We start from the raw sequence: 25786 nt of genomic DNA on the forward strand, positions 1-25786 counted from the left end.
TCAGGCGCTCTTCTTGCGCTTCGATCCGGACTTTGCGGCGCCGGACTTCTTCTCACCGACCGATTTCTTGAGCGCCGCCATCAGGTCGATCACGTTGCCACCATCGCTGCCATCCGGGCCCTCGACGTCCTCGATGATCGCCTTCTTGCTCTTGGACTTCGCCTTCTTGTCGATCAGCTTGCGCAGCGCCTCGACATAGCGATCCTCGAATTCGCTCGCGTCGAAGGGCGCGCTCCTCTCCTCGATCAGCGTGGTTGCGAGGTCGAGCAGTTCCTTCTTCGGCTTCGCCTCGTCGATTTCGGAGAAAAACCCCTGTGCCTTGCGCACCTCGTCGGCATAGCGCAGCGTTTCGAGCAACAGTCCCTTGCCGCACGGCTTGATCGCGACCAGTTTCTCGCTTCCACGCACCGAAAGCTGGCCGAGCGCGACCTTCTTCGATTTGCGCAATGCCTCGCGCAGCACGACGAAGGCTTCCTCGGCGAGATCGTCCCTGGGCGCGACGTAATAGGGTTTCTCGAAATAGAGCGGATCGATCTCGCAGGCATCGACGAACTGGACCAGTTCGAGCGTCTTGCGGCTCTCGATCTTGACCGCCTCGATCTCCTCCTCCTCGAGCAGGACGTATTCGCCTTTGGAGATCTCGTAACCCTTGATGATCTCGTCGCGATCGACCGGACCTATGCCGGGAGCGGTCTTTTCGTACTTGACGCGCTTTCCGCTCGGTTCGTGGATCTGGTTGAACCTGATCTTCGCGCCCGACTTGCTTGCCGAATAGATCTCCACCGGAATCGAAACCAACGCGAGTCTGATTTGCCCCTGCCAGTAAGCGCGTGCCGCCATTGCTTGCCTCCGTTTCCTGAAGAACAGCGCTTGGCCCGTGAAATGGTTTCGCTCGCCCCGGGCAGGCCAAACCCGCATGCCGAAGTTATCGCGCCCGCTCCTGTTTCCGGCTGCCGCCGATGCCGATCAGGTCACGGCGCCGGATTGCCGTTGGCCAGCAGGTGCGCGGTGCTGTCGAGAATCGCGTCGGCGCTGGCCGGCTTCGGGACCACCAGGTCGTCGTCGAACTGGGGCGGCAATTCGGTGCGCGAACCATAACCGGTAACGAACACGATCGGGATACCGATCTCTTTCAGCTTTTCCGCCAGTGGTATCACGGTCGTCCCTTCGGCGAGCGCGAAGTCGAGGACCGCGATGTCGGCGTTTGCGTAATCCGTTCCGAGCGCGTCCTCCAACTTGAGAAACGGGCCGATTATCTCAGCGCCGACCGATGCGAGGACGTCGGCATGCTGTTCGGCGATCAGCCATTCGTCGTCGAGGACGAGCACCTTCTTGTCCTTGAGGCAAGCGTGCGAGGCATGGTCGGCAATCGCCTGCTTTTGCGGTTCGGCTTCGGCCACCGGCAGCAATCGCGTCATCGGCATGTCGAGGACTACCTCGATACCCTTCTTTTTCCATTCGATCGAGACGTGCGCGCCAAGTTGCTGGTGCGCCATCCGGTCGAGCACCGTGGTGCCGAAGCCTTGCCTCTCCGGCTTGGTGACCTCGGGGCCGCCACTTTCCTTCCAGCGCAGTTCAAGCCGATCGCCCTCGACCTGTTTCCAGCGCACCTCGACCTTGCCGCGCGAGCGGGAGAGCGCACCGTATTTGAGCGCGTTGGTGGTCAGTTCGTGGAAGATCATCGAGAGCGATTGCGCGGCGCTCGGCGACACGGTGATCTTCGGTCCCGACAATTCGACCTGGCCATCGGCGGCCTGGCCGACGACCTCGTCCTGCAACAGCGATCGCAGGTGCGTCCCCGACCAGCGCGCCTGCGCCAGCAGGCTGTGCGTGCGCGCCATCGCGTCGAGCCGGGCCGAGAAATCTTCGAGGAATTCCTCGACGCTGTCGGTCGTCTTCGACGTGATGCGGGTGATCGACAGGATGACCGCGAGCAGGTTCTTCACACGATGGTCGAGCTCGCGCATCATGAACTCGTTCTGCTCCTCGTGCTGCTTGCGCTGCGTGATGTCGCTGTTGATCCCCAGCACGATCTGGCGATCGCCCTGGGTCACGCGTTCGCCCTTGCCGAACAGCCAGATCATCTCGCCATCGGGGCGGAAGAAGCGGAACTGCTCCTCGAACGGCTTGCCCGTCTCGACCGTCTTGCGCATCGCCTGTTCCACCCGCTCGCGGTCTTCCGGAGCGATGTGATCGTAGAAGGTCTCGGCGGCGGGACGCGACTTGGCGTTGACCATTCCCGTGATCTTGCGGAGGCGCTGGTCCCAGGTGACCTCGTCGGTGGCGGTGTCGACGGTCCACACCCCCATGTTCGCGACGCTGATCGCAAGCGAGAGGACCAGCCGTTCGCGGGCGAGGAATTCCTCGCGCGTGGACTGCATCACTGCCAGGGCGATGATGTTGGATGCGGCCTCGAGGATGGAGAGATCCTCGTGGCTGAACACCCCGGCCTTGCGATCGTGCAGGCCGATCACGCCCCACGGTTTCTGCCCGACCGTGATGACGGTGCTGATTCCCGATCTCACCGAATGGTCCTTCAGCAGCGGGGGGCCTTCGAAGCGTTTCTCCTCTTCGAGGTCGGCGACGAGCACCGCACCTTCTTCGAGCATCGTATAGCCGGCCTGGCTATGCCGCCCGGCCGTGACTTCGGACTTTCCGATCGTGCCGGGATTCCAGCCCGCACCGGCGACCAGGTTGAATGCCTTTCCATCGTCGGAAAGCTTGAGAACCTTGCTGAAATCGCAGTCGAGCGCCTCGCGCAGCGAGGCACAGGCCTCGTCGAGGAAATCGTCGATTTCGCGGATCGACAGCGCGGATTGGCCGAGCTTCGCGATAATGCGCGCCTGCCGCTCGCGCGAGGCGAGCAATCGTGCGGTGCGGGCCTGATCGGTAATGTCGGTGAAGGTCGCGACGACGCCGCCGATCCGTTCCTCGGACGTGCGATAGGGCTGCAACCGGCGCAGGTATGTGCGGCCCTCGTCGTCCGAGATTTCGCATTCGATCGGCTGGAGGTCTTCGAGGACCTTGCGTGCGTCTTCCTCGAAGGCGGGGTCGTCGATCTTGCGCGCCAGGTTGCCGAACGGACGCCCGATATCGGTGTCTCGGAGTTCGATCAGGCCGCGCATCGTCGGGGTGAAGCTCGAGATGTGGAAATCGTTGTCGAGAAAGATGACCGGCAGTCGGGTGGATGACAGCAGGTTGCGCAGGTCGTCGGTCGCTTTCTCGACCTCCTCGATCTTGTCCTCGAGCTGGTGGTTGACGGTGACGAGTTCCTCGTTGAGCGATTGCAGCTCCTCGCGACTGGTCTCGAGCTCTTCGTTGGCCGATTGCAGCTCTTCGTTGGAGGCCATCGCCTCCTCGTTGCTGGCCTTCAATTCCTCGTTCGAGGTTTCGAGTTCCTCGACCGTGGTCTGCAGGTCCTCGCGCACGATTTCGAGTTCGTGCTCGAGATGGCGGACCTGCTCGTTGCCGGTTTCGGCTGCGCTCGCATCGTCGGAAACGGACGAGTGCGGATCCCCGACCTCGACGAAGGTGACGAAAAAGCGAGCCTCGTCCGCGCTCTCGCTCTGTCCCAGCTCGACGCAATCGACCCGCACCGTCTGGTCGCGATCGGCGAACCGAACCGCCACGGTGCGACCGTCGGGCTTTTCTCCCATCGCGACCCGGCGCACGGTATCGCGCACCCGCGCACGCAGCGTGGCGGGTAGCAGTTCGTAGACATTGTGTGTGGGCGGACCGTCGGGCGTCTCGACGAAGCGCCGGACGGGGCCGGAATAATGCACGATCGTGCCATCGGGTTCGATCACGACCCCGGCCGGAGCGTAGCGATTGAGCAATGACAGGCGGACCTGCTCGTGAAGCTCGTTGGTCCGGCCGCGTTGGGCCTTGGCGAGGAATTGCGAGATCCGGCCGGGAGTGGTGCTGCCACGCTGCCTCGCAGTAAAGCGCGCCTCGGCCCGGCCAGGGCGTCGCCGGTAGATATGCGCCTTTTTCGAGATCGACTTGAACTTGCGCGATTGGGTCGAGACCGTTTCCGAGGTGCCCAGCAGCAGGAAGCCTTCCTCGCGCAGGGCGAAATGGAACGTGTCCATCAATTGCCGCTGGTGAGCCGCATCGAGGTAGATGAGCAGGTTGCGGCACGAGACCAGGTCGAGCCGCGAGAAGGGCGGATCGTGGAGGATGTCCTGGTGCGCGAACACCACCCGTTCGCGCAGGCGCTTGTGCACGCGAAAGTGATTGTCCTCGCGGCGGAAGAATTGCTGGAGCCGCTCTTCCGAGACATCGGCCGAGATGCTGTTCGGATACAGACCCTCGCGGCCTTGCGAGATCGCGTCGACGTCGAGATCGCTGGCAAAGATCTGCCAGTCGCACGGATGCTCCTGCTGCGCGCAATGTTCCTCGAACAGGATCGCCAGCGTATAGGCTTCCTCTCCGCTCGCACAGCCGGGCACCCAGATGCGCAACGGCCCTGAACCGGCCGCTTCGACCAGCGGTGTGACCACCTTGGCGACCACTTCGTCCCAGATCGTGTCGTCGCGAAAGAACGAGGTGACGTTGATCAGCATATCGTCCGCGAGCTGGCGCAATTCGTTGGCGTCCGAGCGCAGGTGCCCGAGATAATCGGACAGCTTCTCGAACCTGAGCAGTTTGAGCCGGCGACGAATCCTGCGACCGATCGTCCCCTGTTTGTAAGCGGAAAAATCGAGCCCGAGCCGGGCCTTGATCAGGGCGATCACGCTGTTGAGGTCGGCCTGGCCGAATTCCTGCTGGTCGCCATTGTCCATGCGCTTGGCATGCTCGGCGATCGACGCGCAGATTTCCCCGATCGTGCCGATCTCGTCGGCATTACCCGAATCGATCGCCGCCTGCGGCATCCCGTCATACAGCGCGGTTTCGGGCGACTGAACGAAGCTCAACCCGCCCGCCCCCTTGATCGCGCGCAGGCCAAGCGTGCCGTCGCTCCCCGTCCCGGAGAGGATCACGCCGATCGATTGCGAGCCGGCGGCTTCGGCGAGCGAGCGCATGAAATAGTCGATCGGCATGCGCGAACCGCGCGGTTCGAGCGGTGTTTCGACAAACAGGCCGTGATCGACGATGCTCAGATATCTGTCGGGAGGCAGGACGTAGATATGGCCCGGCTCGAGCGCGAGGTTTTCTTCGGCCTGAACACAGGGCAGCTTCGAATCGCGCCCGAGGATGCTGACAAGCTGGCTTTCGTGATCGGGCGCGAGATGCTGCAGGATGACGTATGTCGCGCGCGACTCCGTCGGGATGCACTCGACGAGTGCCTTGAGCGCCTCGATCCCCCCGGCCGAGGCGCCAACTGCGACAATCGGATAGTCGAATTTTGACATCGATTGCTCACCCTACCCCTTGGCAGCGATGGTAGACGCAATACCGGTGATAAGCCACCGCCGAACGCCTAACAAATGTTGGGGGCCTTAAGGGGATCTGCGAGCCTGGAAAAAGCGACGATAGGCAAGGTCGCGTTCGATCCGCCGGCGATCGGTGAACCGCACCGAATTGCCGTCGCGCTCGATGATGTCGGATTCGACCAGCTTCTTGAATACACGGCTCACATGCACCGGGGTCAGGCCGAGCATGTCGGCGAGTTCCGCTTGCGCGAAAGGCGTGCAAATCCAGTCAGGCACCTTGCCGACCGTGCGCAATTCGTCGGCGAAGTCGAGCAACAGCAGCAGCGTCCGCTCGATCGCCGGGAGCGAGATGAAGGCCCGGATGCGCTGCGTGGTCCGCATCACGCGGGCCAGTTCGTGGCGCTTTATCGTGCTCGCGAGACCCGCATCATCCGCCAGCTTCTGGTCGAGCAGGACTGGATCGAGCAACGCCACGCTGGTGCCGCTCTTGAAGAGAATATCGTCCTGCTCCTCGAACCGGGATAGCCGCGACCAGTTGCAGATCGCGCCGGGGCCGAAGAAATCGGCGATATGCCGCCGACCGTCGTGCATGATCGTGAACTTGTAGGCCCAGCCGCTTTCGATCACGACGATGTTGGACAGATCGCCGCGCTCGGCCCAGGCCGGCGTATCGCGATCGTAACCACGCTGGCCCCCGACCAGAGAGCGGAGCTTGTCGCCCGCTTCGACCGCGGAAAAATTGGCGAGGCGGCATGCCAGCGACGCGAGGGGCGTTGTCTCCGGCGCCTGCAAAGGCGCTGGATTCAATGCCGCTGCATTCTTCTGAACCGTGGCATGCCCCATACGACGATAACGCTCACAATGCTCGCGGGTTCCGAACTAACACTGGCTTTTCATGAGCTTGACCGTCGCCATGCCCGATCGAGTAAATATCGCCTTGCGCGCGATTCGGCACCCGGTTGACCGATGTTATCGACAGCGCCAGGGCGCGCGCCCAGCTTTGCGCACGCGGGTGGCACGGGCCGACCCCGCCCGGACCGCGCCCGAAACCGAATCCCCTCCCCTTCGGGCCACCCGCAATCGCCCGGCAGTCTCGCCCCCCGACTTCGCCGGCGCCTCGCCCGCGCGAGACGAGCCTTCGACGCGTATTGCCCTTCCCGGCCTCGGCCCCTAGCGAGGCGGCAGTGCTCGACAAATCCGCCTTTCGCAATGCGCTGGGAAGCTTCGTGACCGGGGTCACCATCGTGACCGCGCGCGATCCCGGCGGGGATCCGGTGGGGCTGACTGCCAACAGCTTCAATTCGGTCTCGCTCGACCCGCCGATGGTGCTGTGGAGCCTCGCGCTGTCGTCGCATTCGCTGCCCGCCTTTCGCGACGCGACCGCCTGGGCGGTGCATATCCTCGCCGCCGACCAGCAGGACATGTCGGATCGCTTTGCCCGGTCGGGTGCCGACAAGTTCGCAGGTCTCGCCACGGAAGACGGTCCCGAGGGCGCGCCACTGATCGCCGGTTGCGCGGCGCGCTTCGGCTGTCGCGCCCGCTACGAATACGAGGGCGGTGACCATGCGATCTTCCTCGGCGAGGTGGTCGATTTCGCCCGGAGCACGGCCGAGCCGCTGGTCTATCATTCGGGGCGCTATGGTCGCCTGATGCCCAAGGACGGCGGCGGGATCGATCCGCAGGACCATGCCGCGCTGGTGACCGCCGGACTGGTCGAGGAAGGCCCCGACGGCTGGCGACTGACCGAAGCGGGCGAGGCGCAGCGCGCGCTGCTCGACCGGATTGCGCGCACCGACTGAACCGGCTTGCACGTGGTTCGCCGCTCGCCCATCGTATGCGAGAGAGGAGACCCCGCGCATGACCCCGACGAAGCTGCAGGCGATGCACGATGCACTGGCCCAGGACGAGGACGGATTCTGGCTCGAACAGGCGCGCTCGCGCCTCGACTGGATCGAGGAACCGAGCGAAGCGGGCGACTGGTCCTTCGACGAAGCCGATTTCCATATCCGCTGGTTCGCCGACGGGAAGCTGAACCTCAGCGCCAACTGTCTCGACCGGCACCTCGCGACGCGCGGGGGCCAGACCGCGATCGTGTTCGAGGGCGACGAGCCCGGCGAAGGCTACGAGCTGAGCTATCGCGACCTCCATGCCGAGGTCTGCCGCTTCGCCAATGTGCTCAAATCGCGCGGGGTGAAGAAAGGCGACCGGGTCACGATCTACATGCCGATGATCCCCGAAGCGGCCTTCGCGATGCTCGCCTGCGCGCGGATCGGGGCGGTGCATTCGGTGGTGTTCGGCGGATTCTCGCCCGACAGTCTCGCGGGCCGCATTCGCGATTGTGAAAGCACGGTGCTGGTCACCGCAGATGGAGGGCGACGCGGGGGCAAGGCGATCCCGCTGAAGGCCAATGCCGACACCGCGCTCGAAAGCTGCCCCGATGTCCATTCGGTGATCCTGGTCCGCCGCACCGGCGACGACGTCCCCGTCGTCGAGGGTCGCGACGTGTGGTGGCACGAGGCGCGCGAAAGCGTCGATGCCGACTGCGCCCCCGAGCCGATGGCGGCCGAGGACCCGCTCTTCATCCTCTACACCTCGGGCTCGACCGGGAAGCCCAAGGGCGTGCTCCATACCACCGGCGGCTACCTGCTGTGGGTGACCTTCACATACCGCCTGCTCTTCGGCCCCGAGGAAGACAAGGACGTGGCCGACGACCTGTTTTGGTGCACCGCCGATGTCGGCTGGATCACCGGGCACAGCTATGTCGTCTATGGCCCGCTTTCGAATGGCGCGCGCACGGTGATGTTCGACGGTGTGCCCAACTACCCCGATCCGGGGCGCTTCTGGGAGACCTCGCACCGGCTCGGCGTGACCGTGTTCTACACCGCGCCGACCGCGATCCGCGCTCTGATGCGCGAGGGCGACGACTGGGTGACGCGCCATGACCGGTCGCAATTGCGCCTGCTCGCCACGGTGGGCGAGCCGATCAATCCCGAGGCTTGGAACTGGTATTCGAGCGTGGTGGGCGAAGGGCGCTGCCCGGTGGTCGACACCTGGTGGCAGACCGAGACCGGCGGCACGATGATCGCTCCGGTGCCGGGCGCGGTCGAAACCAAGCCGGGCTCCGCCACGAAGCCGTTGCCGGGTGTGCGTCCGCAACTGGTCGATGCCGAGGGCGAGGAGCTGGACGGCGCGACCGAGGGCAATCTGTGCCTCGTCTCCAGCTGGCCGGGCCAGATGCGCACGGTCTACGGCGACCACGAGCGCTTCTTCCAAACCTATTTCTCGACCTATCCGGGCAAGTATTTCACCGGCGACGGCTGTCGGCGGGACGAGGACGGTTATTACTGGATCACCGGCCGGGTCGACGACGTGATCAACGTTTCGGGCCATCGCATGGGCACCGCCGAGGTCGAGAGCGCGCTGGTCGCGCACCCCAAGGTGGCCGAGGCGGCGGTCGTCGGTATGCCGCACGAGATCAAGGGGCAGGGCATCTACGCCTATGTCACGCTCAACGCCGACGCGACGGAAAGAGACGACTTGCGCGAGGAATTGCGGCAGTGGGTGCGCAAGGAAATCGGCCCCATCGCGACCCCCGACGCGTTGCAATTCGCGCCCGCGCTGCCCAAGACCCGTTCGGGCAAGATCATGCGGCGGATTTTAAGGAAGATCGCCGAGGGCCAGCCGGACCAGGTCGGCGACGTCTCGACGCTGGCCGATCCGGCGGTGGTCGAGGATCTGAAGAAGAACGCGCTGGTCTAGCTAGACCGCCTCGATCGCGTAGCCGGCCGAGCGCACGGTGCGCACCGGATCGGGCTCGCCTTCGATCTCGATCGCCTGGCGCAGGCGCCGGATATGGACGTCGACCGTGCGCTCCTCGATCTCGCTGGCGGTGCCCCACACCGCATCGAGCAATTGTCCGCGGCTGAAGACCCGGCCCGGACTTTCCATCAGGTGCCGCAGCAGGCGGAACTCGGTCGGGCCGAGCTTCAACTGTTCGCCCTTGCGCGTCACGCGGTGCTGCACGGGATCGAGCTCGATCCCGCCGACGGTCAAGCTCTCGCCCGCAAGGGCGGGGCGGATACGGCGCAGGACGGCATTGGCGCGCGCCACCAGTTCACGCGGGCTGAACGGCTTCGACATGTAATCGTCGGCCCCAGTGTCGAGCCCGCGGATCTTGTCGTCCTCGGCGCCGCGTGCGGTGAGCATGATGATCGGCACCTGCGCGGTGCCGCTGTCGCGGCGCAACCGGCGGCAGACCTCGATCCCGCTGGTGCCTTCGATCATCCAGTCGAGCACGACGAGATCGGGCACTTCCTCGCGCGCCAGCAGCAGCGCCTCGTCGCCGTCGGAGGTCGCCTGCACCCGGTATCCGGCCGTCTCGAACCGGTAGGCCAGCATCTCGGCGAGCGAAGGATCGTCTTCGACGAGGAGGAGGTAGGGTTGGGCCATTGCTCGTTACCCCCGTCGGCGGTCAGTCTTCGTTCGGCGGGTTGTCGCGGTCGTCGAACATCTGCGCGTCGTGGTCGTGCCCGCCATCCTCGACCAGCGTGTTGCCGGTGGCGGCGAAGTAGACCTGTTCGGCGACGTTGCAGGCATGGTCGGCGATGCGTTCGATATTGCGCGCGATGAACAGCATCTGCGCGGCGGTGCCGATCGTCTGCGGGTTCTCGACCATGTGGGTCACGACATTGCGGAAGATGCTGTCGTAGAAGGCGTCGACCTTGTCGTCGCGGGCGATGATCTCCTTGGCGCGGGCGGCATCGCGCGCGGCAAAGGCATCAAGCACGTCGTGGACCATTTCGCCCGCCAGTTCGCCCATTGCCGGGATCAGCGTCAGCGGCTCGAAATGCTTGCGCCCCTCGATCTTGCCGATCCGCTTGGCGATGTTCTTGGCATAGTCGCCGATCCGCTCGAGCACGCCGGAAATCTTCAGCGCGGCGACCACTTCGCGCAAATCGTCGGCCATCGGCGCGCGCAAGGCGATCAGCCGCACCGCCAGGCGATCGATTTCGGCCTCGAGCGCATTGATCTGCGCATCGCGCTTGCGGACCTTCTGGGCGAGATCGTTGTCGCCGGTTTCGAGCGCGGTGATCGCTTCGGTAACGGACAACTGGGCAAGACCGCCCATCTCCGCGATCAAGCCGCGCAGCTGGGTGATGTCTTCGTCGAATGCCTTGACGGTATGTTCCATATTATCCGTACCTTCCGGTGATATAGTCCTTGGTACGCTCTTTCTTCGGGTTGGTGAAGATTTCCGAAGTAGGGCCGAATTCGACCATCTTGCCAAGGTGGAAGAAGGCGGTGCGCTGCGAGACGCGCGCGGCCTGCTGCATCGAGTGGGTGACGATGACGATCGCATAGCGACCGCGCAGATCGTGGATCAGCTCCTCGATCCGCGCGGTGGCGATCGGGTCGAGCGCCGAACAGGGCTCGTCCATCAGGATCACCTCGGGATCGACCGCGATCGCGCGCGCGATGCAAAGCCGCTGTTGCTGGCCACCCGACAGTGCGGTGCCCGAATCGTCGAGCCGGTCCTTGACCTCTTCCCACAGGCCGGCGCGCTTGAGCGAGCGTTCGACTACCTCGTCGAGCGCGTCCTTGCTCGAGGCGAGGCCGTGGATCTTGGGTCCGTAGGCGATGTTCTCGTAGATCGACTTGGGGAACGGGTTGGGCTTCTGGAACACCATGCCAACGCGTGCGCGCAGCTGCACGACGTCGAGCTTGGGGTCGTAGATGTCGTCCCCGTCGAGCTTGATCGTTCCCTCGACCCGCGCGGTCGGGATCGTGTCGTTCATCCGGTTCAACGAGCGCAGGAAGGTCGACTTCCCGCAACCCGACGGGCCGATGAACGCGGTCACGTAATCGGTCGGGATGTCGATCGAAACGTCGTCGATCGCCTTCTTGTCGCCGTAGAAGACCGAGACGCCCTGCGCCTCCATCTTGGGCGGGCCCGAGGGGGCGGCGGAATCGTCTTCGAACTGGGAGGTCTGGGTTACCATGATTTCTCGAACCTGTTGCGCAGGTAGATGGCGATGGCGTTCATCGCGAGGAGGAACAGCAATAGCACGATGATCGCGGCGCTCGTGCGCTCGACGAAGCCGCGGTCGATTTCATCGGACCAGAGGAAGATCTGCACCGGCAGGACGGTCGCCGGCGAGGTGAAGCCTTCGGGCGGGGTGGCGATGAAGGCGCGCATGCCGATCAGCAGCAGCGGCGCGGTCTCGCCCAGCGCGCGCGCCATGCCGATAATCGTGCCGGTCAGGATTCCGGGAAGCGCGAGCGGAAGCACGTGGTGGAACACGACCTGCATCGGCGAGGCACCGATCGCCAGCGCACCGTCGCGGATCGAGGGCGGCACCGCCTTGATCGCGTTGCGCCCGGCGATCACGATCACCGGCATCGTCATCAGCGCCAGGGTCAGGCCGCCGATCAGAGGAGCGGAGCGATAATTGGGGAAGATCGTCAGGAACACCGCGAGGCCGAGCAGGCCGAAGATGATCGAGGGTACCGCGGCGAGATTGTTGATCGAGACCTCGATCACGTCGGTCCAGCGGTTCTTGGGCGCGAATTCCTCGAGGTAGAGCGCCGCGAGGACGCCGATCGGGAAGGCCAGAAGCAAGGTCACGATCATCGTCAGGATCGAGCCCTTGAGCGCGCCCCAGATCCCGACTTCCTGCGGATCGGTGGCATCGGCGCGGGCGAGGAAGCCGCTGTCGAAGTTCTTGTCGAGCTGGCCGGCATCGGAGAGCTGGGTCGCCAGCGCCTGCAATTCGGGCGAGCCGTCGCCTTCGAGTGCCTGCGCGAAATCGTCGGTCGTGGGGAGCCAGAAGGTCTCGCTGCGGTTCAAGATCCCGGGGTCGTCGGCGATCGCGTCGGCCACCTCGCGCCAGGCCTGACTACCGAGCTTTTCGGCACCCTCCGCGCCAAGCGCTTCTTGCGCGAAATATTCGACCACGTCGGGCAGGCCCTGCTGCTCGAGCGCCAGTTGCGCGCCGTTGCCTTCCATCGCTGCCGGATTGGCGGCGAGCCCGGCCTGGGTGAAATCGATCGGCACTTCGAGCTCGGCGCGCTGGAAGCCGCCGATGCCGTTGATGGTCATCGTCGCGAGCAGGAACAGCAGCACCACGACGGAGAAGATAATCGCGCCGAGCCCGGCATATTTGAAGCGCTTCTCGGCCTTGTAGCGCTGCCGCAGCCGCGCCTCGAACTCGGGCGTACGGGTGGGCGCGCGCAGCGGGCGGGGGTCGTCGGTCGCAGGGGATGTCACGGCGTCACTCATAGGCTTCGCGATATTTCTTGACGACGCGCAGCGCGACGAAGTTGAGCGCCAGCGTCACGAGGAACAGGACGAAGCCGAGCGCGAAGGCGGCGAGCGTCGCCGGATGGTCGAAACTGCCCTCGCCGGTGAGCAGCGCCACGATCTGCACCGTCACGGTCGTCATCGATTCGAGTGGGTTGCCGGTAAGGTTGGCGGCGGTCGAGGCGGCCATCACCACGATCATGGTTTCGCCGATCGCGCGGCTGATCGCCAGCATCACGCCCGCGACGATGCCGGGCAGCGCGGCGGGCACCAGCACGCGCTTGATCGTTTCGGACTTGGTCGCGCCCATCGCGAGGCTGCCGTCGCGCATCGCGCCGGGGACGGCGGCGATGCTGTCGTCGGCCATCGAGGACACGAACGGGATGATCATCACGCCCATCACGAGGCCGGCGGCCAGCGCGCTCTCGCTCGAGGCATTGGAGATGCCAACCGACATGGCCATGTCGCGGATCGCGGGGGCGATGGTGAGCGCGGCGAAGTAGCCGTAGACCACGGTCGGCACGCCGGCGAGCACTTCGAGCGCGGGCTTGACCCAGGTGCGGACCTGCGGCGGGGCGTATTGGGTCAGGTAGATCGCGCTCATCAGGCCGAGCGGGATGGCGACGATCATCGCGATGATCGCGCCGATGAAGATCGTGCCCCAGAACAGCGGGATCGCCCCGTAGCGGGTGACGTCGGGATTGTCGGCGCTGGCCATCGGGTCGGGTGCCCAATGCGTGCCGAACAGGAAGCTGACCGGGTCGACCATGCCGAAGAAGCGGATGGTTTCGAACACGAGGCTGACGAGGATGCCGAGCGTGGTCAGGATCGCGACCAGCGAGGCGAGCAGCAGCAGCACCAGCATGCTGCGCTCGACCTTGGTGCGGGCGCGGAAATCGGGCTTCACCCGCAGGAAGGCGAAGGCGCCCCCGGCGAAGCCGAGCAGCAGTGCGACGACGAGGCCGATGATATTGGTGCGTTCGATCGCTCCGCGAAACGGCTCGATCAGCGGGCGCGCCATCGGGTCGAACACGCCCTGCGCCGCACCGGTTGCGACCGCGCGGGCCTCGGACAGGATCTGGGTCCGCTTGAAGCCGAACTCGGGCAGCGCGTCGGCGGCCGGGTGGGCGAGAACCGAATTGAGCACGATCTGCGGTGCGATGATGCTCCACAGCACCGCGAAGGCCACGATCGGGACGGCCACCCACAGTGCGACGTACCAGCCGTGATATTGCGGCAGGCTGGCGAGCCGCCCCGTGTCCGAGGCGGCTCGCATGCCGTAGGCCCGCGCACGTGCCGCGAGCCACCCGGCCAGGCCCAGTCCGAGGGCCAGGAGAAACAGGATGGCAGGCGACATGGTTGCGGATCAGGTCCTTAGTTGAGTTCGGAGCCGTCGATGGTGGTGTACTGCGTCGCCGCAGTCTGGTTGCGCGCCATCGTGTCTTCGGGCGAAGCGACCAGGCCGATATCGGCGAGCGGGCCGCCCTTGCTCCACATCGTGGTCCACTGGGCGAGATATTGCTTCAGGCCGGGGATCGCATCGAGATGCGCCTTCTTGACGTAGACGTAGAGCGGACGCGCGCCGGGATACTCGAAGCTCGAGATGTTCTCGTAGGTCGGGTCGACTCCGTTCATGGGGAGCCCCTGCACGCGGTCTGCGTTTTCCTCAAGGTAGGAATAACCGAAAACCCCAACGGCGTCCGAATTGCCGGTGATCTTCTGGACGATGAGGTTGTCCTGCTCGCCCTGGTCGACATAGGCGCCGTCGCTGCGGACTTCGGTGCAGATTTGATCGTAACGGTCCTCGTCCGCTTCCTTGACCGCTTCCATCTCTGGGTTGGCTTCGCAGCCGACTTCGAGGACCAGCTCCTTGAGCGCGTCGCGCGTACCCGAGGTCGAAGGCGGGCCGTAGACCAGGATCGGCTTGTTCGGGAGCGAGGGGTCGACGTCCGACCAGTTCTTCGCGGTCTGCTCTTCGCCATAGGGACGGGCGGCCAGCGCCCGATAGACGATCTCGGGGGTCAGGTTCATGTCGATGCCGCCCTGCGCCGAGGCAAAGGCGATTCCGTCGAGGCCGACCTGCAGTTCGATGATCTCGGTCACGCCGTTGGCCTGGCAGGTTTCGAATTCGCTCGCCTTCATGCGGCGCGAGGCGTTGGCCATGTCGGGCGTGCTCGGGCCGATGCCCGAACAAAACAGCTGGATGCCGCCGCCGGTGCCGGTCGATTCGATGATCGGCGAACCGAAATCGGGATTCGAGCGGGCGAAGGCTTCGGAGACGGCCTTGGCGAACGGATAGACGGTCGACGAACCGACCGCGCGAATCGAATTCCGGGTGTCGCCCCCGCCTTCGCTGCCACACGCGGCAAGTACCAGCGTCGCCACCGAGGCGAGCGCGATTTTCGAGAACTTCGTCATGGGAAACCCCTTTTGCATTGGTCCAATTGCCGGCCCTTTGCGCCGGTGCGATGACACTTTCGTGACATCCGAATGACAGGCGCCAGGGAATCGCCGCAGCAAGTCCCTAGCGTTCCGTCGCTTAGAAATCGACCTGCCCGCGCAGGCCGAACACGTCGCCCGAATAGGAGGTCGAACCGAACGGGCCGACATAGGCGGCGTCGTCGAATTCGATGCGCCCGTAATTGAGCATGAAACGGGTGTTGTCGGTCGGGGTCCAGACGAGCGAGGCGAGATAGGCGTTCTGCTGCCCGCCGAGCACGGTCCCGTCGTTGAGGTCGAGGTAATCGTAGCGAAGCACGACCTGGACCGCGCCGAACCCGCCATTGCCGACTTCGTTGACCGGCTTCACCCGGTCGAACTTGCCACCCTTGTAGCCGCGCGTATCGGGGGTGAGGAACATGCCGACTTCGGCATAGCCGCCGAAGAAGGTCGGGCTGGAAGGCAGCGCCGGACCTTCGAGCGTCTGCCAGTAGGCCTCGCCCGCGACGTGAAACCGGCCGGCAATCGCGCCGGCCTCGAGCCCGAAACCGGTCTCACTGTCCGCGCCGAGCGTGCCCGTGCTGACGAAGCGTTCGCCGGTGAAGTGGACCTGCGGGCGCTGGCGATAACGCACGGTCGATCCCGCTTCGAGGTCGGCATAATGCGCCGAGCCGCCGAAATGCAGCTGGGTCGAACCGAGCTTGGGCATCGCGACCACGCGGCCGTCCATGCTCCAGTTCTTGTTCGACAGGTCACCGATATTGTCGGTGAAGAAACCGCCCTGCACCAGCACGGCGTCGCCCTTGTATTGGGCGGAAACCCCGACGCGGCGCTCGAAGCCGAAGGCATCGGTAAAAGCCGCGCGTTCGAGATTGGAAATGTGAAGACTCGAGGTCAGCTCTTCGAGCGACTGGAAATTGTTGTGCTGGCCGATGTTCAATTCGAGGTCGCCAGTCTCGTAGCTGATGATCGCATCGTTGACGTCGATGTCGTCGCCGGCGAAATCGACCTCGAACTTGTAGCCGAAGCCGCCGGGCATCTCGCCTTGGACGCCGAGGCGCGCACGGCGGGCCTCGCTGCCCCAGCCCTCGGAGCGGCCCGTCTCATTGGGGACGTTCACGAAGCCGGCATCGTATTGCAGGCGACCGCGCGGCTTGAAGCTCCAGCCGTCGCCGGTGGAGATTTCGGGAGCACCCTTGAAGGCGACCCTGGTGCCGTCGCCCGAATCGGCTGCGGCGGCCTTCGCCTCGGCAGCAGCTTCGGCAGCCCCGGCGGCAAGCGTACGCGTTTCCGCGATCGCGGCATCGCTTTCGGCTTGCTCGGCTTCGAGTTGGGCTTCGAGCGCTTCGATTCGCGCGCTCATTGCGGCCATGTCGGCACGCATCTTGGCGAGCTCGGCCGCCGCGGCAGCCGAATCCTGCGCCATGGCGGGGGCGGACATGGTCGCGATGGCGATCGCGGCGGTGGTCGAAAACAGGTGTTTCATGGCAAGTCCCGATTGTTCGCGTGTCGAGTTCGCGATCCCGCTATGACGGGCAAATTGCACATTTATGACACGCGCGATCTGCGCTGTGGACAAGCCGCGCCGAGAGCCGACCCGCATCGGCCGCTTATCCGCGAAGGCTCATTTTCCCGTCATGGAACTGCAACATTGGCGTCATGTTAAGCCAATGATTTCGCTGTGGATTCTGCAAAGAAACCGTCACGTCCCAGCCCTAGTCCCCCAGCTCGACACACGAATCGTGTGCGTCGCATCGAATTCATCTGAACGAGGGGGCTTCCAGCCGTGACCAATCTCAACCGTGTTCTTCTTCTCGGCGTCAGCGCGCTCGCCGTCACCGGCTGCGAAGCCGATGAAATCGTTTCGCCCGGGACCTCCGGCGACGTGAACGTCGTGATCAACAATCCGACCCCGTCGCCGACCCCGACGCCGACTCCCACGGGCGGCACCGTGACCGCGGCGGCCGGCTGCCCGACGATCAACTCGACCGGCGGGCTCACCGATTCGGGCACGATCGCCGGCCCGACCGGGACCTATCGCATCTGCTCGCTCCCCGCGGTGATCGATGCCGACGACACGCTGCCTTATATTGCGGGGCTGCTTTACGCCCTGCCGGGCCGGGTCGACATCGGTGCGGACCGTGGTTTCGCCAGCACCGGATCGAGCGTCGAACTCACGATCGAGCCGGGGGTGATCGTTTACGGAGCGACCGGTCGCTCCTTCCTCGTCGCCAACCGGGGCAACCAGCTGATCGCCAACGGCACCACCGCGCGCCCGATCGTCTTCACCAGCCGCGACAACGTGCTCGGCCTCAGCACCGACGCCTCGACCGGCCAGTGGGGCGGCGTTGTCCTACTCGGCCGCGCGCCGGTTTCCGACTGCCGCACCGGCGGGTTCAACACCGCCGCAAGCCCGAACAACAATCCGACCTGCGAACAGGAACTCGAAGGCACCACCACGCTCACCCTGTTCGGCGGCGCCAACAGCGCCGACAGCTCGGGTTCGCTGCGCAACGTCCAGATCCGCTTCTCGGGTTTCAGCCTCGCTCCGGGCAAGGAACTCCAGTCGCTCACCACCGGCGGCGTCGGTTCGGGCACCACCTTCGAGAACATCCTGACCTTCAACAGCTCGGATGACGGGATGGAGTTCTTCGGCGGTTCGGTGAACATGAAGGGCGTCGCCGTGATCGGCGCCGACGACGATTCGATCGACGTCGACACCGGGGCGCAGGCCAACATGCAGTACGTCGTGGGTGCGCAGCGCAGCGCGGGCGGCGACAACCTCATCGAACTCGACTCGCCCGATGGCGACTTCTCGACCGATGCGCGGCCGCAGACCGTGCTGCGCGTCGCGAATTTCACCTTCCTCGAGCGCAGCACCGGCAACTCGCAGGCGATCCGCGCGCGCGGCGGCGCCAAACTGGTGCTCGTCAACGGTGTGATCGATACCGACAACGAGACCTGCATCCGGATCGACGAAGCGGTCACCATCGCGGCCGACCCGGTGTTCAACTCGCTGGTCGGCGATTGCGACGCCGCGGCGCCGTTCAACGGCACGTCGGGCGCCACCACCGCCCAGGTCCAGAGCGAATTCGTTGCCGGTTCGAACAACAACGCGTCGTTCACGATCACGCTCACGGCGGGCTACATCAACGGCTCGAACGAGAACGGCGTACCGGCATTCAATGCCAATTCGCTGTCGACCTTCTTCGATACCACGACGTTCATCGGCGCGGCGCAGAACGCCGCCTCGAGCCGCTTCGGCAACTGGACCTGCAATTCCTCGATCCTCGGCTTCGGCAGCGCGAACGGCAATTGCACCGGCCTGCCCGTCTACTGATCCGACGAGAGCGGGGGCGCGGGCCTTGGACGGCCCGCGCCCCCGCCTTCCCATGCGGCGGCGAAGCATCGCCCTCGCGATTGAAATACTTTCCTAGGGGGCACCCACATGTCGACCGGCAAGCGTCTGGCGGGAATTCTACTGCTCGGCACCGCGCTCACCTTTCCGCACCTCGCACTCGCACAGGATACGCAGGGCGTCCCGCCCGGCGACGATCCCTCGACCAAGGGCAGCGCCGAGCAAAACGAAGACCAGATCGATCCGGCAGCGGACGATGACCAGGGCCAAGGCGTCGAGGTCTCGATCCCCGGCGGCAATCGCGTCATCATCCGCGGCAATCGCGAACGCGACGTCTCGCGCGATTCGGGCCAGGTCCTGTCGGTCCTCACGGCCGAAGACATCGCCCGCACCGGCGAAGGCGACGTGGCAGGGGCACTCACCCGCGTCACCGGCCTCAGCACGGTGGGGGATGGACGCGTCTTCGTTCGCGGCCTTGGCGATCGCTATTCGCTCGCGCTCCTCAACGGTCTGCCGCTGCCGAGCCCCGAACCGCTTAGCCGCGTCGTGCCGCTCGACATCTTCCCCACCAGCGTGGTCGCATCCAGCCTCGTGCAGAAGACCTATTCGGCCAACTTCCCCGGCGAATTCGGCGGCGGGGTGATCAACCTCACCACCCGCGCCGTGCCGACCGAGAGCTTCGTGACGATCAGCGCCAGCGGCGGGATCGACACCGAGACCAATTTCTCTAACGGGCTGACCTATTACGGGTCCGACTGGGACAAGTTCGGCTTCGACAACGGCAATCGCGACATCCCGTCGAACCTCCAGGCCTTCTTCGACAGCGGGCAGCGGATCGAGAACACCTCGGTCGAAACGCAGGAAGGCATCGCCGCACAGATCTTCCCGCTCAACCTCGTGACGCTGCAACGGATCGACGAATTGCCGGCCAACTGGTCGGCGGGCATCGCGATGGGCACCTCGTTCGAGGTCGGCGGCGGCAACTATCTGGGCGTGATCGCGACCGCGAACATCTCGAACAGCTGGCGCAACCGCAACGTGCGCTCGCAGCAGGCCAATACCGACCTGTCGACGCTGACCGACGATTTCACGACCTTCGTCACCGACAACAACGTGCTGGTGAACGGGCTGCTCAGCTTCGGCCTCGACATCGGCGAGCACACGATCCGCTGGACCAACCTCTATATCCGCGACACCCTCAAGACCGCGCGCCTCTCGCAGGGCACCGAGTTCGACAAGGGCGCGACCGGGTTCGATTTCATCAACCAGAACACCGCCTGGTTCGAACGCCAGCTGATCGACAGCCAGCTGGTCGGCGAATTCGACTTCGAGCCGATCGACGTCGATGTCCGGTTCGGTTTCGCGCAGACCGATCGCGAGGCGCCCTACAACGCGACCTTTTCCTACACCCGCACCAATGTGGTCGACGACACGCCCGACGTGATCGATTCGGTCGGCGAACAGTTCGCGGTCTATCTCAACCAGGCGTCGGACACCGGCCTCAGCCGCGTCTCGTTCGACGACCTGACCGAGAAGCTCTGGTATGGCGGCATCGACTTCGGGTTCGAACCCTTCGACAGCCTCGCGATGACTGCAGGCCTGGCCTGGACCGACACCGACCGCAGCTCGATCCGCCGCGAGTTCATCCCGCGCGCGGAAGCGGTTCCGCTGACGCTGACCGATCCGGTGACCGGGGCGACGCAGACCTTCACCCCCAACCCGCAGTTGATCCCGGTGATCGGGCTGCGGCGTCCGGGCGACATCATCAATGGCGCGACCCTCGCGCTGTTCGACATCACGCTCGCCGAAGCGAGCCCGTTCCCCAAATTCGACGCAAACCTGTCGATCCTCGCGGGCTACGGCGTCGTCAACTGGACCCCGATCGAGGCGATCTCGGTCGAGGCCGGGGTGAGGTACGAAATCGCCGACCAGTCGGTCGCGCTCGATCAGTCGGTGTTCGACGCGCCGATCCTCGGCGCCACCGCGACCGACCTGTCGGAGGACTATATCCTCCCCGGCGCGACGGTGACCTGGTTCGCGACCGACGATCTGCAGCTGCGCATCGCGGCATCGAAGACGATCGCCCGTCCGCAGTTCCGCGAACTCGTCGAGCAGACCTATTTCGATCCCGAATCGAACCGCACCTTCCGCGGCAACCCGTTCCTGGTCGACAGCCAGCTGACCAATGCCGAGGCGCGCGCCGAGTATTATTTCGGCAGCGCGGGCGACAAGTTCAGCGTCGCGGGATTCTACAAGAAAATCGATCGCCCGATCGAGGCGTTCATCGCCGCGAGCGCGGGTGGCGGCCTCGTCACCTCGTTCGCCAATGCGCCCGAAGCCCGGCTCTACGGCGCGGAAGTCGAGCTGCAATACACGTTCGACCTGTTCGGCTTGGGGTCGTTCTTCGAAACCAAGCAGTTCGCGCTCCGGGGGAACTACACCTACACCAGTTCGGACATTCGCGTGCAGGCGGGCGACCAGACCTTCATCCCCCCGGGCGGCGCGACCGATGCGATGGTCGTGTTCACCGATGGCGACCGGCTGGTCGGCCAGTCGGACCATATCGCCAATGTCCAGGTGAGCTTCGAAGATACCGAGAAGCTGTCGCAGTTCAGCGTGCTGCTCAACTATGCGAGCGAGCGGGTCACCAGCCGCGGATTCCAGCGGCCCGACGTGATCGAGGATCCGGGCCTGACCGTGGACTTCGTCGCGCGGCAGGAATTGGGCATTTTCGGGACGCCGATCGATATCGAGTTCGAGGTCCGCAACATCTTCGGTCGCGACAATTTCGAATTCCAGGAAAACGGCACCAACCGGATCGAGATCAACACCTACGAGAAGGGCACGCGCTTCTCCCTGGGGGCGAAGATCGAGTTCTAGGACGGCGCAACCGCAAGGACGAATAGGGGCGCGGCACCGCGGGGTGTCGCGCCCTTTCTCGTTGCTTCAGTCGAGGTCGAGGACGTAGCCGAGCGGGCGGACCGTGCGGATCACGTCCTGCGCACCGGCCCCCTTGAGCGCCCGGCGCAGGCGCGCGACCCAGACATCGACCGTGCGTTCGTCGACCGGGTGGTGATCCTTGCCGAGGCCGGATATCAGCTCGCTGCGGGTCATCACCCGGTTGGCATTGCGGCCGAGGAAATGGAGCAGGCGGAATTCGTTGAGCGGGAGCTGGAGCAATTCGCCGTTCCAGCGCGCCTGGATCGCATCGGTGTCGACCAGCAGCGGACCGTGCTGCAACCGGCTGCCGATCTCGGTCCGCACCTGGCGCGGCAGCGTCTCGTCGAGCAGCCGATGGAGCGATTCGGGCGAGAGCGGGCCGAGGATCACGTCGTTCGCGCCGGCCGCGAGCGACTGCCGTGCCTGGTCGACCGAATCGTCCCGCAGCAGCATTACGATATGCGCGCGAGCGTAGCGCGGATCGGCCCGCAATGCGCGGCAGCGCTCGACCCCGCTCTCGCCTTCGAGCGCCCAGTCGAGCGCGACCCATAACGGGCCGTCGCCGGGAACGACGCGATCGAGCCGGCCGATGCGCAGTTCCACCCCTTCGGGCGCGGCCTCGGCTGCGGCGAAACTGGGCGGCGAGGTAACGAGAAGATCGACAATCTGCACGCGCGCGACATCCCCCTTTCGGTGCAATGTCGTCGCTGCCTATCTAGCGTTACAGGTCTGTGACGCTGCGGACCGAAAATTGCCCTTGGTCAGGTCGGCGAGGCGTCGATCGTCGGCAGACGGACGCGGACGGTGGTTCCCTCGCCCAGCACCGAATCGATATCGAGCCTGCCCTGGTGCCGTTCGACGATGTGTTTGACGATCGCGAGGCCGAGGCCGGTCCCGCCCGAGGCGCGGCTGCGGCCCGGATCGGTGCGGTAGAATCGGCGGGTGAGGTGGGGCACGTGTTCGGGCGCGATGCCGGGGCCGCGATCCTCGACCGCAAGGATCACCGAATCGCGTGGCCCGGGCGACAGCGTGACCGAGACGCCCTTTTCGGCGTCGCCGTATTGCAACCCGTTCTCGACGAGGTTGCGTACCACCTGTTCGAGCTGTTCGGGATCGCCCAGCACGGTAAAATCGCGCGGCGAGCGAAAGGTGACACGATCCTGCCGGTCGGGTCCGGCGCCGTCGCGCGCGGCGCGCTGGACGAGCGGGCCGAGGTCGATCGGCTTGGCCGGTCGCTCGTGCTTGCTCGCCTCGACCCGGCTCAGGCTCATCAGGTCGGAGACCAGCGACTGCATCCGCCGCGCCTCGCGTTCGATCACGGCGAGGAACTTGAACTGTTTTTCCTCGTCCGGCTGGGCTTCGGGATCGGCGAGGATTTCGACATAGCCGAGGATCGAGGACAGCGGCGTGCGCAGCTCGTGGCTCGCATTGGCGACGAAATCGGTGTGCGCGCGACTGAGATCGGCCTCGCTCGACCGGTTGACCAGTTCGAGCAGGATCCGGTCGCGCCCCACCGGGCGGCGGCGCAAATCCCACACGCTGCGCGGGGAAACGAGCCCCTGGATGCGGACTTCCTGCTCGTCCTCGCCATGCAGCATCGCGATTGCTTCGGGATGGCGCAGCGCGACGCGGGCGTCCTGGCCGACAATGTGCGCGCCGAGCACTTCGCGCGCGGCGGCATTGGCGCGCGTCACCCGCATGTGCTCGACGAACAGCAGCGGCGTGCTCAGGGGTTCGAGCAGGTGCTCGATCGCTTCATCGTCGAAATGATGATCGTCGTCGGACAGAATGTCGTCGGGATTGGACGGCTGGACGAGGAACAGCGAGGCGAGCCACAGCACACCGATCGCCAGCGCCAGCTCGAATCCGGCACCCGAGGCAACCATGAAGATCATCCCGACCAGCGCCGCCAGTGCGCCGGCCATGATGCGGCCCGGTCCGCTCATCGGTGAAGCCTCGATGCCATGCGGTCATCGCCCTATCGGGCGCGGGCGAGGTGGACAAGCGCGGGCTTTGGCGGCACCCCCTGCCACCAGACCTGCGAGAGGATGCGATGCCCATCAGCGACGGCGATTTTCCCGAACTGCGCGATGCCGTGCGCGCGCTGTGCGCCGATTTTCCCGGCGAATACTGGCGCGAAAAGGATCGCGAGCGGGCCTATCCGGGCGAGTTCGTCGCCGCGCTCACGAAGGCCGGCTTCCTCGCCGCGCTGATCCCGGAGGAATATGGCGGGTCGGGGCTGAGCCTCGAGGAAGCGGCGATCGTGATGGAGGAAATCCAGGCGGCGGGCGCCAACGGCGCGGCGGCGCATGCGCAGATGTACGTGATGAACACGCTGCTGCGCTACGGTTCGGACGCGCAGAAGGCGCGCTACCTGCCCGATATCGCCAGCGGCGAGTTGCGGCTGCAGGCCTTCGGCGTGAGCGAGCCGACCAGCGGCACCGACACGCTCTCGCTGCGGACGCGGGCAGTCCGCAAGGGCGATCGTTACGTTATCAATGGTCAGAAGATCTGGACCAGCCGGGCTGAACATTCGGACCTGATGATGCTGCTCGCGCGCACCGCCCCGCGCGACGAGGGGCAGTCGAAGACTCACGGCCTGTCGCTGTTCCTCGTCGACATGCGCGACGGCAATTCGCGCGGGATGGCGATCGAGCCGATCCGCACGATGATGAACCATTCGACCACCGAAATCTTCTTCGACGATTTCGAGATCCCCGCCGACGCGCTGATCGGCGAGGAAGGCGAGGGCTTCCGCTACATCCTTTCAGGGATGAACGCCGAACGGATCCTGATCGGCGCCGAGTGCGTCGGCGATGCCAAGTGGTTCATCCGGAAGGCGAGCGAATATGCCGGTTCGCGCGAGGTGTTCGACCGTCCGATCGGGCAGAACCAGGGTGTCCAGTTCCCGATCGCGCGTTGCTATGCGCAGATGCGCGCCGCCGAGCTGATGGTGCGCCACGCCGCGCGCGCCTATGACAGCGGAGAGGGCGCGGGGAAGGCCGGCGGCGAACAGGCCAACATGGCGAAGCTGCTCGCCTCCGAAGCCAGCTGGTCCGCTGCCGACATGTGCGTGCAGACGCATGGCGGATTCGGTTTCGCGGAAGAATACGACGTCGAACGCAAGTTTCGCGAGGCGCGGCTCTACACCGTCGCGCCGATCAGCACGAACGCGATCCTGAGCTACATCGCCGAACACGTGCTGGGCCTTCCGCGCTCCTACTGACCGCGCTAGGACATTTGCATGACCGCTACTCCCGTCATCTCCGCCACCGGCCTGTTCACCCCGCCCGAGAGCATCTCGAACGAGGAACTGGTCGAGAGCTTCAACGCCTATGTCGCGCTGCATAACGCGCGCAATGCCGACGCGATCGCCGCCGGCGAGGAGGAGCCGCTGACCGAAAGCTCGACCGGCTTCATCGAGAAGGCGAGCGGGATCAAGTCGCGCCATGTCATGGCCAAGGCTCCGGTGCTCGACCCCGAAATCATGGCCCCGCGCTGGGACGAGCGCGGCGACGACGAATTGTCGATCATGGCCGAGATCGGGGTCAAGGCGGCGAAACAGGCGCTCGAGCGCGCGGGCCGCAAGCCCGAAGACGTCGACGCGGTGCTGTGCGCGGCCTCGAACATGCAGCGCGCCTATCCGGCGATGGCGATCGAAATCCAGGACGCGCTGGGGATCGAGGGCTTCGCCTTCGACATGAACGTCGCGTGCTCCTCGGCCACGTTCGGCATCCAGACCGCGGCCGATTACATCCGCGCGGGCAACGCGAAATCGGTGCTGGTCGTGAGCCCCGAGATCACCAGCGGCCACCTCAACTGGCGCGACCGCGATTCGCACTTCATCTTCGGCGACGTGGCGACGGCGGTGCTGGTCGAGGCGAAGGACATTGCGCCGGAAGGCCACTGGGACATCCTCGGCACCAAGCTGAAGACCGTGTTCTCGAACAACATCCGCAACAATGCGGGCTTCCTCAATCGCGCGCATCCCGAGACCCGCGACGCGCCGGACAAGCTGTTCGTCCAGGAAGGCCGCAAGGTGTTCAAGGAAGTGGTGCCGATGGTCTCGGCGATGATCCTCGAGGAAGCCGACCGGCTCGGCGTTGATCCAAAGTCGCTACGGCGGCTATGGCTGCACCAGGCCAATGCCGGAATGAACCGGCTGATCGCGCACAAGGTGCTCGGCCACGAGGCGAGCGAGGACGAGAGCCCGACCGTGCTCGACACCTATGCCAACACGTCGAGCGCGGGCTCGATCATCGCCTTCCACAAGCACAGCGAAGACCTTGGCGCAGGCGATACCGCGCTGATCTGCTCGTTCGGGGCGGGCTATTCGGTGGGCTCGGTCTTCATCCGCAAGACCTGAGCGCGCGG

General features: G+C 65.2%; 18 protein-coding genes. 6 read left to right on the forward strand and 12 right to left on the reverse strand.

All coding sequences use genetic code 11. The features are described 5' to 3' along the window. The 3 genes from ku to T8S45_RS00110 form a co-directional block, all read right to left on the reverse strand. Positions 1 to 840 carry a non-homologous end joining protein Ku gene (gene ku / locus T8S45_RS00100; RefSeq protein ID WP_322294209.1) on the reverse strand — a complete coding sequence of 280 codons (840 nt, stop codon included), beginning with the start codon at positions 838 to 840 and terminating at the stop codon, positions 1 to 3. A gap of 131 nt (positions 841 to 971) precedes the next feature. After that, complete coding sequence (locus T8S45_RS00105; protein ID WP_322294210.1) at positions 972 to 5354, reverse strand: chemotaxis protein CheB; 4383 nt, start codon at positions 5352 to 5354, stop codon at positions 972 to 974. 87 nt (positions 5355 to 5441) lie between these two features. Next, complete coding sequence (locus tag T8S45_RS00110) at positions 5442 to 6167, reverse strand: Crp/Fnr family transcriptional regulator (RefSeq protein ID WP_322294211.1); 726 nt, start codon at positions 6165 to 6167, stop codon at positions 5442 to 5444. Between the two features lie 392 nt (positions 6168 to 6559). Between T8S45_RS00110 and T8S45_RS00115 the strand changes: the two genes are divergently transcribed. Both T8S45_RS00115 and acs read left to right on the forward strand, forming a co-directional pair. Next, the gene (locus T8S45_RS00115) at positions 6560 to 7174 is read left to right on the forward strand and encodes a flavin reductase family protein (RefSeq protein WP_322294212.1); all 615 of its coding nucleotides are present in this window, start codon (positions 6560 to 6562) and stop codon (positions 7172 to 7174) included. Between the two features lie 58 nt (positions 7175 to 7232). Then, the gene (acs, locus tag T8S45_RS00120; RefSeq protein WP_322294213.1) at positions 7233 to 9134 is read left to right on the forward strand and encodes an acetate--CoA ligase; all 1902 of its coding nucleotides are present in this window, start codon (positions 7233 to 7235) and stop codon (positions 9132 to 9134) included. On the opposite strand, the gene phoB is transcribed toward acs, so the two are convergent. The 7 genes from phoB to T8S45_RS00155 form a co-directional block, all read right to left on the reverse strand. Continuing rightward, positions 9135 to 9824: a phosphate regulon transcriptional regulator PhoB gene (phoB, locus tag T8S45_RS00125; protein ID WP_188641099.1), complete on the reverse strand. Its 690-nt coding sequence runs from the start codon at positions 9822 to 9824 to the stop codon at positions 9135 to 9137. 22 nt (positions 9825 to 9846) lie between these two features. Further along, a complete protein-coding gene (phoU, locus tag T8S45_RS00130) occupies positions 9847 to 10566 on the reverse strand; it encodes a phosphate signaling complex protein PhoU (RefSeq protein ID WP_322294214.1) in 720 nt (239 codons plus the stop codon). A gap of 1 nt (position 10567) precedes the next feature. Next, positions 10568 to 11374 carry a phosphate ABC transporter ATP-binding protein PstB gene (pstB, locus tag T8S45_RS00135; protein WP_188641101.1) on the reverse strand — a complete coding sequence of 269 codons (807 nt, stop codon included), beginning with the start codon at positions 11372 to 11374 and terminating at the stop codon, positions 10568 to 10570. Continuing rightward, positions 11368 to 12654: a phosphate ABC transporter permease PstA gene (gene pstA / locus T8S45_RS00140; RefSeq protein ID WP_322294215.1), complete on the reverse strand. Its 1287-nt coding sequence runs from the start codon at positions 12652 to 12654 to the stop codon at positions 11368 to 11370. Before pstA ends, pstB begins: the two co-directional genes overlap by 7 nt. Then, positions 12647 to 14032, reverse strand: coding sequence for a phosphate ABC transporter permease subunit PstC (gene pstC, locus T8S45_RS00145; protein ID WP_188641103.1), 1386 nt, complete (start codon positions 14030 to 14032; stop codon positions 12647 to 12649). Before pstC ends, pstA begins: the two co-directional genes overlap by 8 nt. A gap of 17 nt (positions 14033 to 14049) precedes the next feature. Beyond that, positions 14050 to 15093, reverse strand: coding sequence for a substrate-binding domain-containing protein (locus T8S45_RS00150; protein ID WP_322294216.1), 1044 nt, complete (start codon positions 15091 to 15093; stop codon positions 14050 to 14052). A gap of 121 nt (positions 15094 to 15214) precedes the next feature. Next, positions 15215 to 16600 carry an OprO/OprP family phosphate-selective porin gene (locus T8S45_RS00155; protein WP_322294217.1) on the reverse strand — a complete coding sequence of 462 codons (1386 nt, stop codon included), beginning with the start codon at positions 16598 to 16600 and terminating at the stop codon, positions 15215 to 15217. Positions 16601 to 16900: 300 nt separating this feature from the next. Here T8S45_RS00155 and T8S45_RS00160 point away from each other — a divergent pair, with 300 nt between their 5' ends. Next, positions 16901 to 18454 carry a beta-helix domain-containing protein gene (locus T8S45_RS00160; protein ID WP_322294218.1) on the forward strand — a complete coding sequence of 518 codons (1554 nt, stop codon included), beginning with the start codon at positions 16901 to 16903 and terminating at the stop codon, positions 18452 to 18454. A gap of 108 nt (positions 18455 to 18562) precedes the next feature. Further along, entirely contained in the window at positions 18563 to 21352 is a 2790-nt protein-coding gene (locus T8S45_RS00165) for a TonB-dependent receptor domain-containing protein (protein WP_322294219.1), read from the forward strand. Between the two features lie 66 nt (positions 21353 to 21418). On the opposite strand, the gene T8S45_RS00170 is transcribed toward T8S45_RS00165, so the two are convergent. Further along, positions 21419 to 22084 (reverse strand): response regulator transcription factor, encoded by a 666-nt coding sequence (locus tag T8S45_RS00170; protein WP_322294220.1) that lies wholly within the window; start codon positions 22082 to 22084, stop codon positions 21419 to 21421. 89 nt (positions 22085 to 22173) lie between these two features. Then, on the reverse strand, positions 22174 to 23358 hold the full coding sequence (locus tag T8S45_RS00175) for a sensor histidine kinase (protein ID WP_322294221.1): 1185 nt from the start codon (positions 23356 to 23358) through the stop codon (positions 22174 to 22176). A gap of 107 nt (positions 23359 to 23465) precedes the next feature. On the opposite strand from T8S45_RS00175, the gene T8S45_RS00180 reads away from it, so the two are divergent. Together T8S45_RS00180 and T8S45_RS00185 are read left to right on the forward strand one after the other, a co-directional pair. Beyond that, positions 23466 to 24638, forward strand: coding sequence for an acyl-CoA dehydrogenase family protein (locus T8S45_RS00180; protein WP_322294222.1), 1173 nt, complete (start codon positions 23466 to 23468; stop codon positions 24636 to 24638). A gap of 18 nt (positions 24639 to 24656) precedes the next feature. Continuing rightward, the gene (locus T8S45_RS00185) at positions 24657 to 25778 is read left to right on the forward strand and encodes a beta-ketoacyl-ACP synthase III (RefSeq protein ID WP_322294223.1); all 1122 of its coding nucleotides are present in this window, start codon (positions 24657 to 24659) and stop codon (positions 25776 to 25778) included. The last annotated feature ends 8 nt before the right edge of the window (positions 25779 to 25786 follow it).

The organism is Pseudoblastomonas marina (genome assembly GCF_034374265.1).
Classification (GTDB): domain Bacteria; phylum Pseudomonadota; class Alphaproteobacteria; order Sphingomonadales; family Sphingomonadaceae; genus Alteriqipengyuania_A; species Alteriqipengyuania_A marina.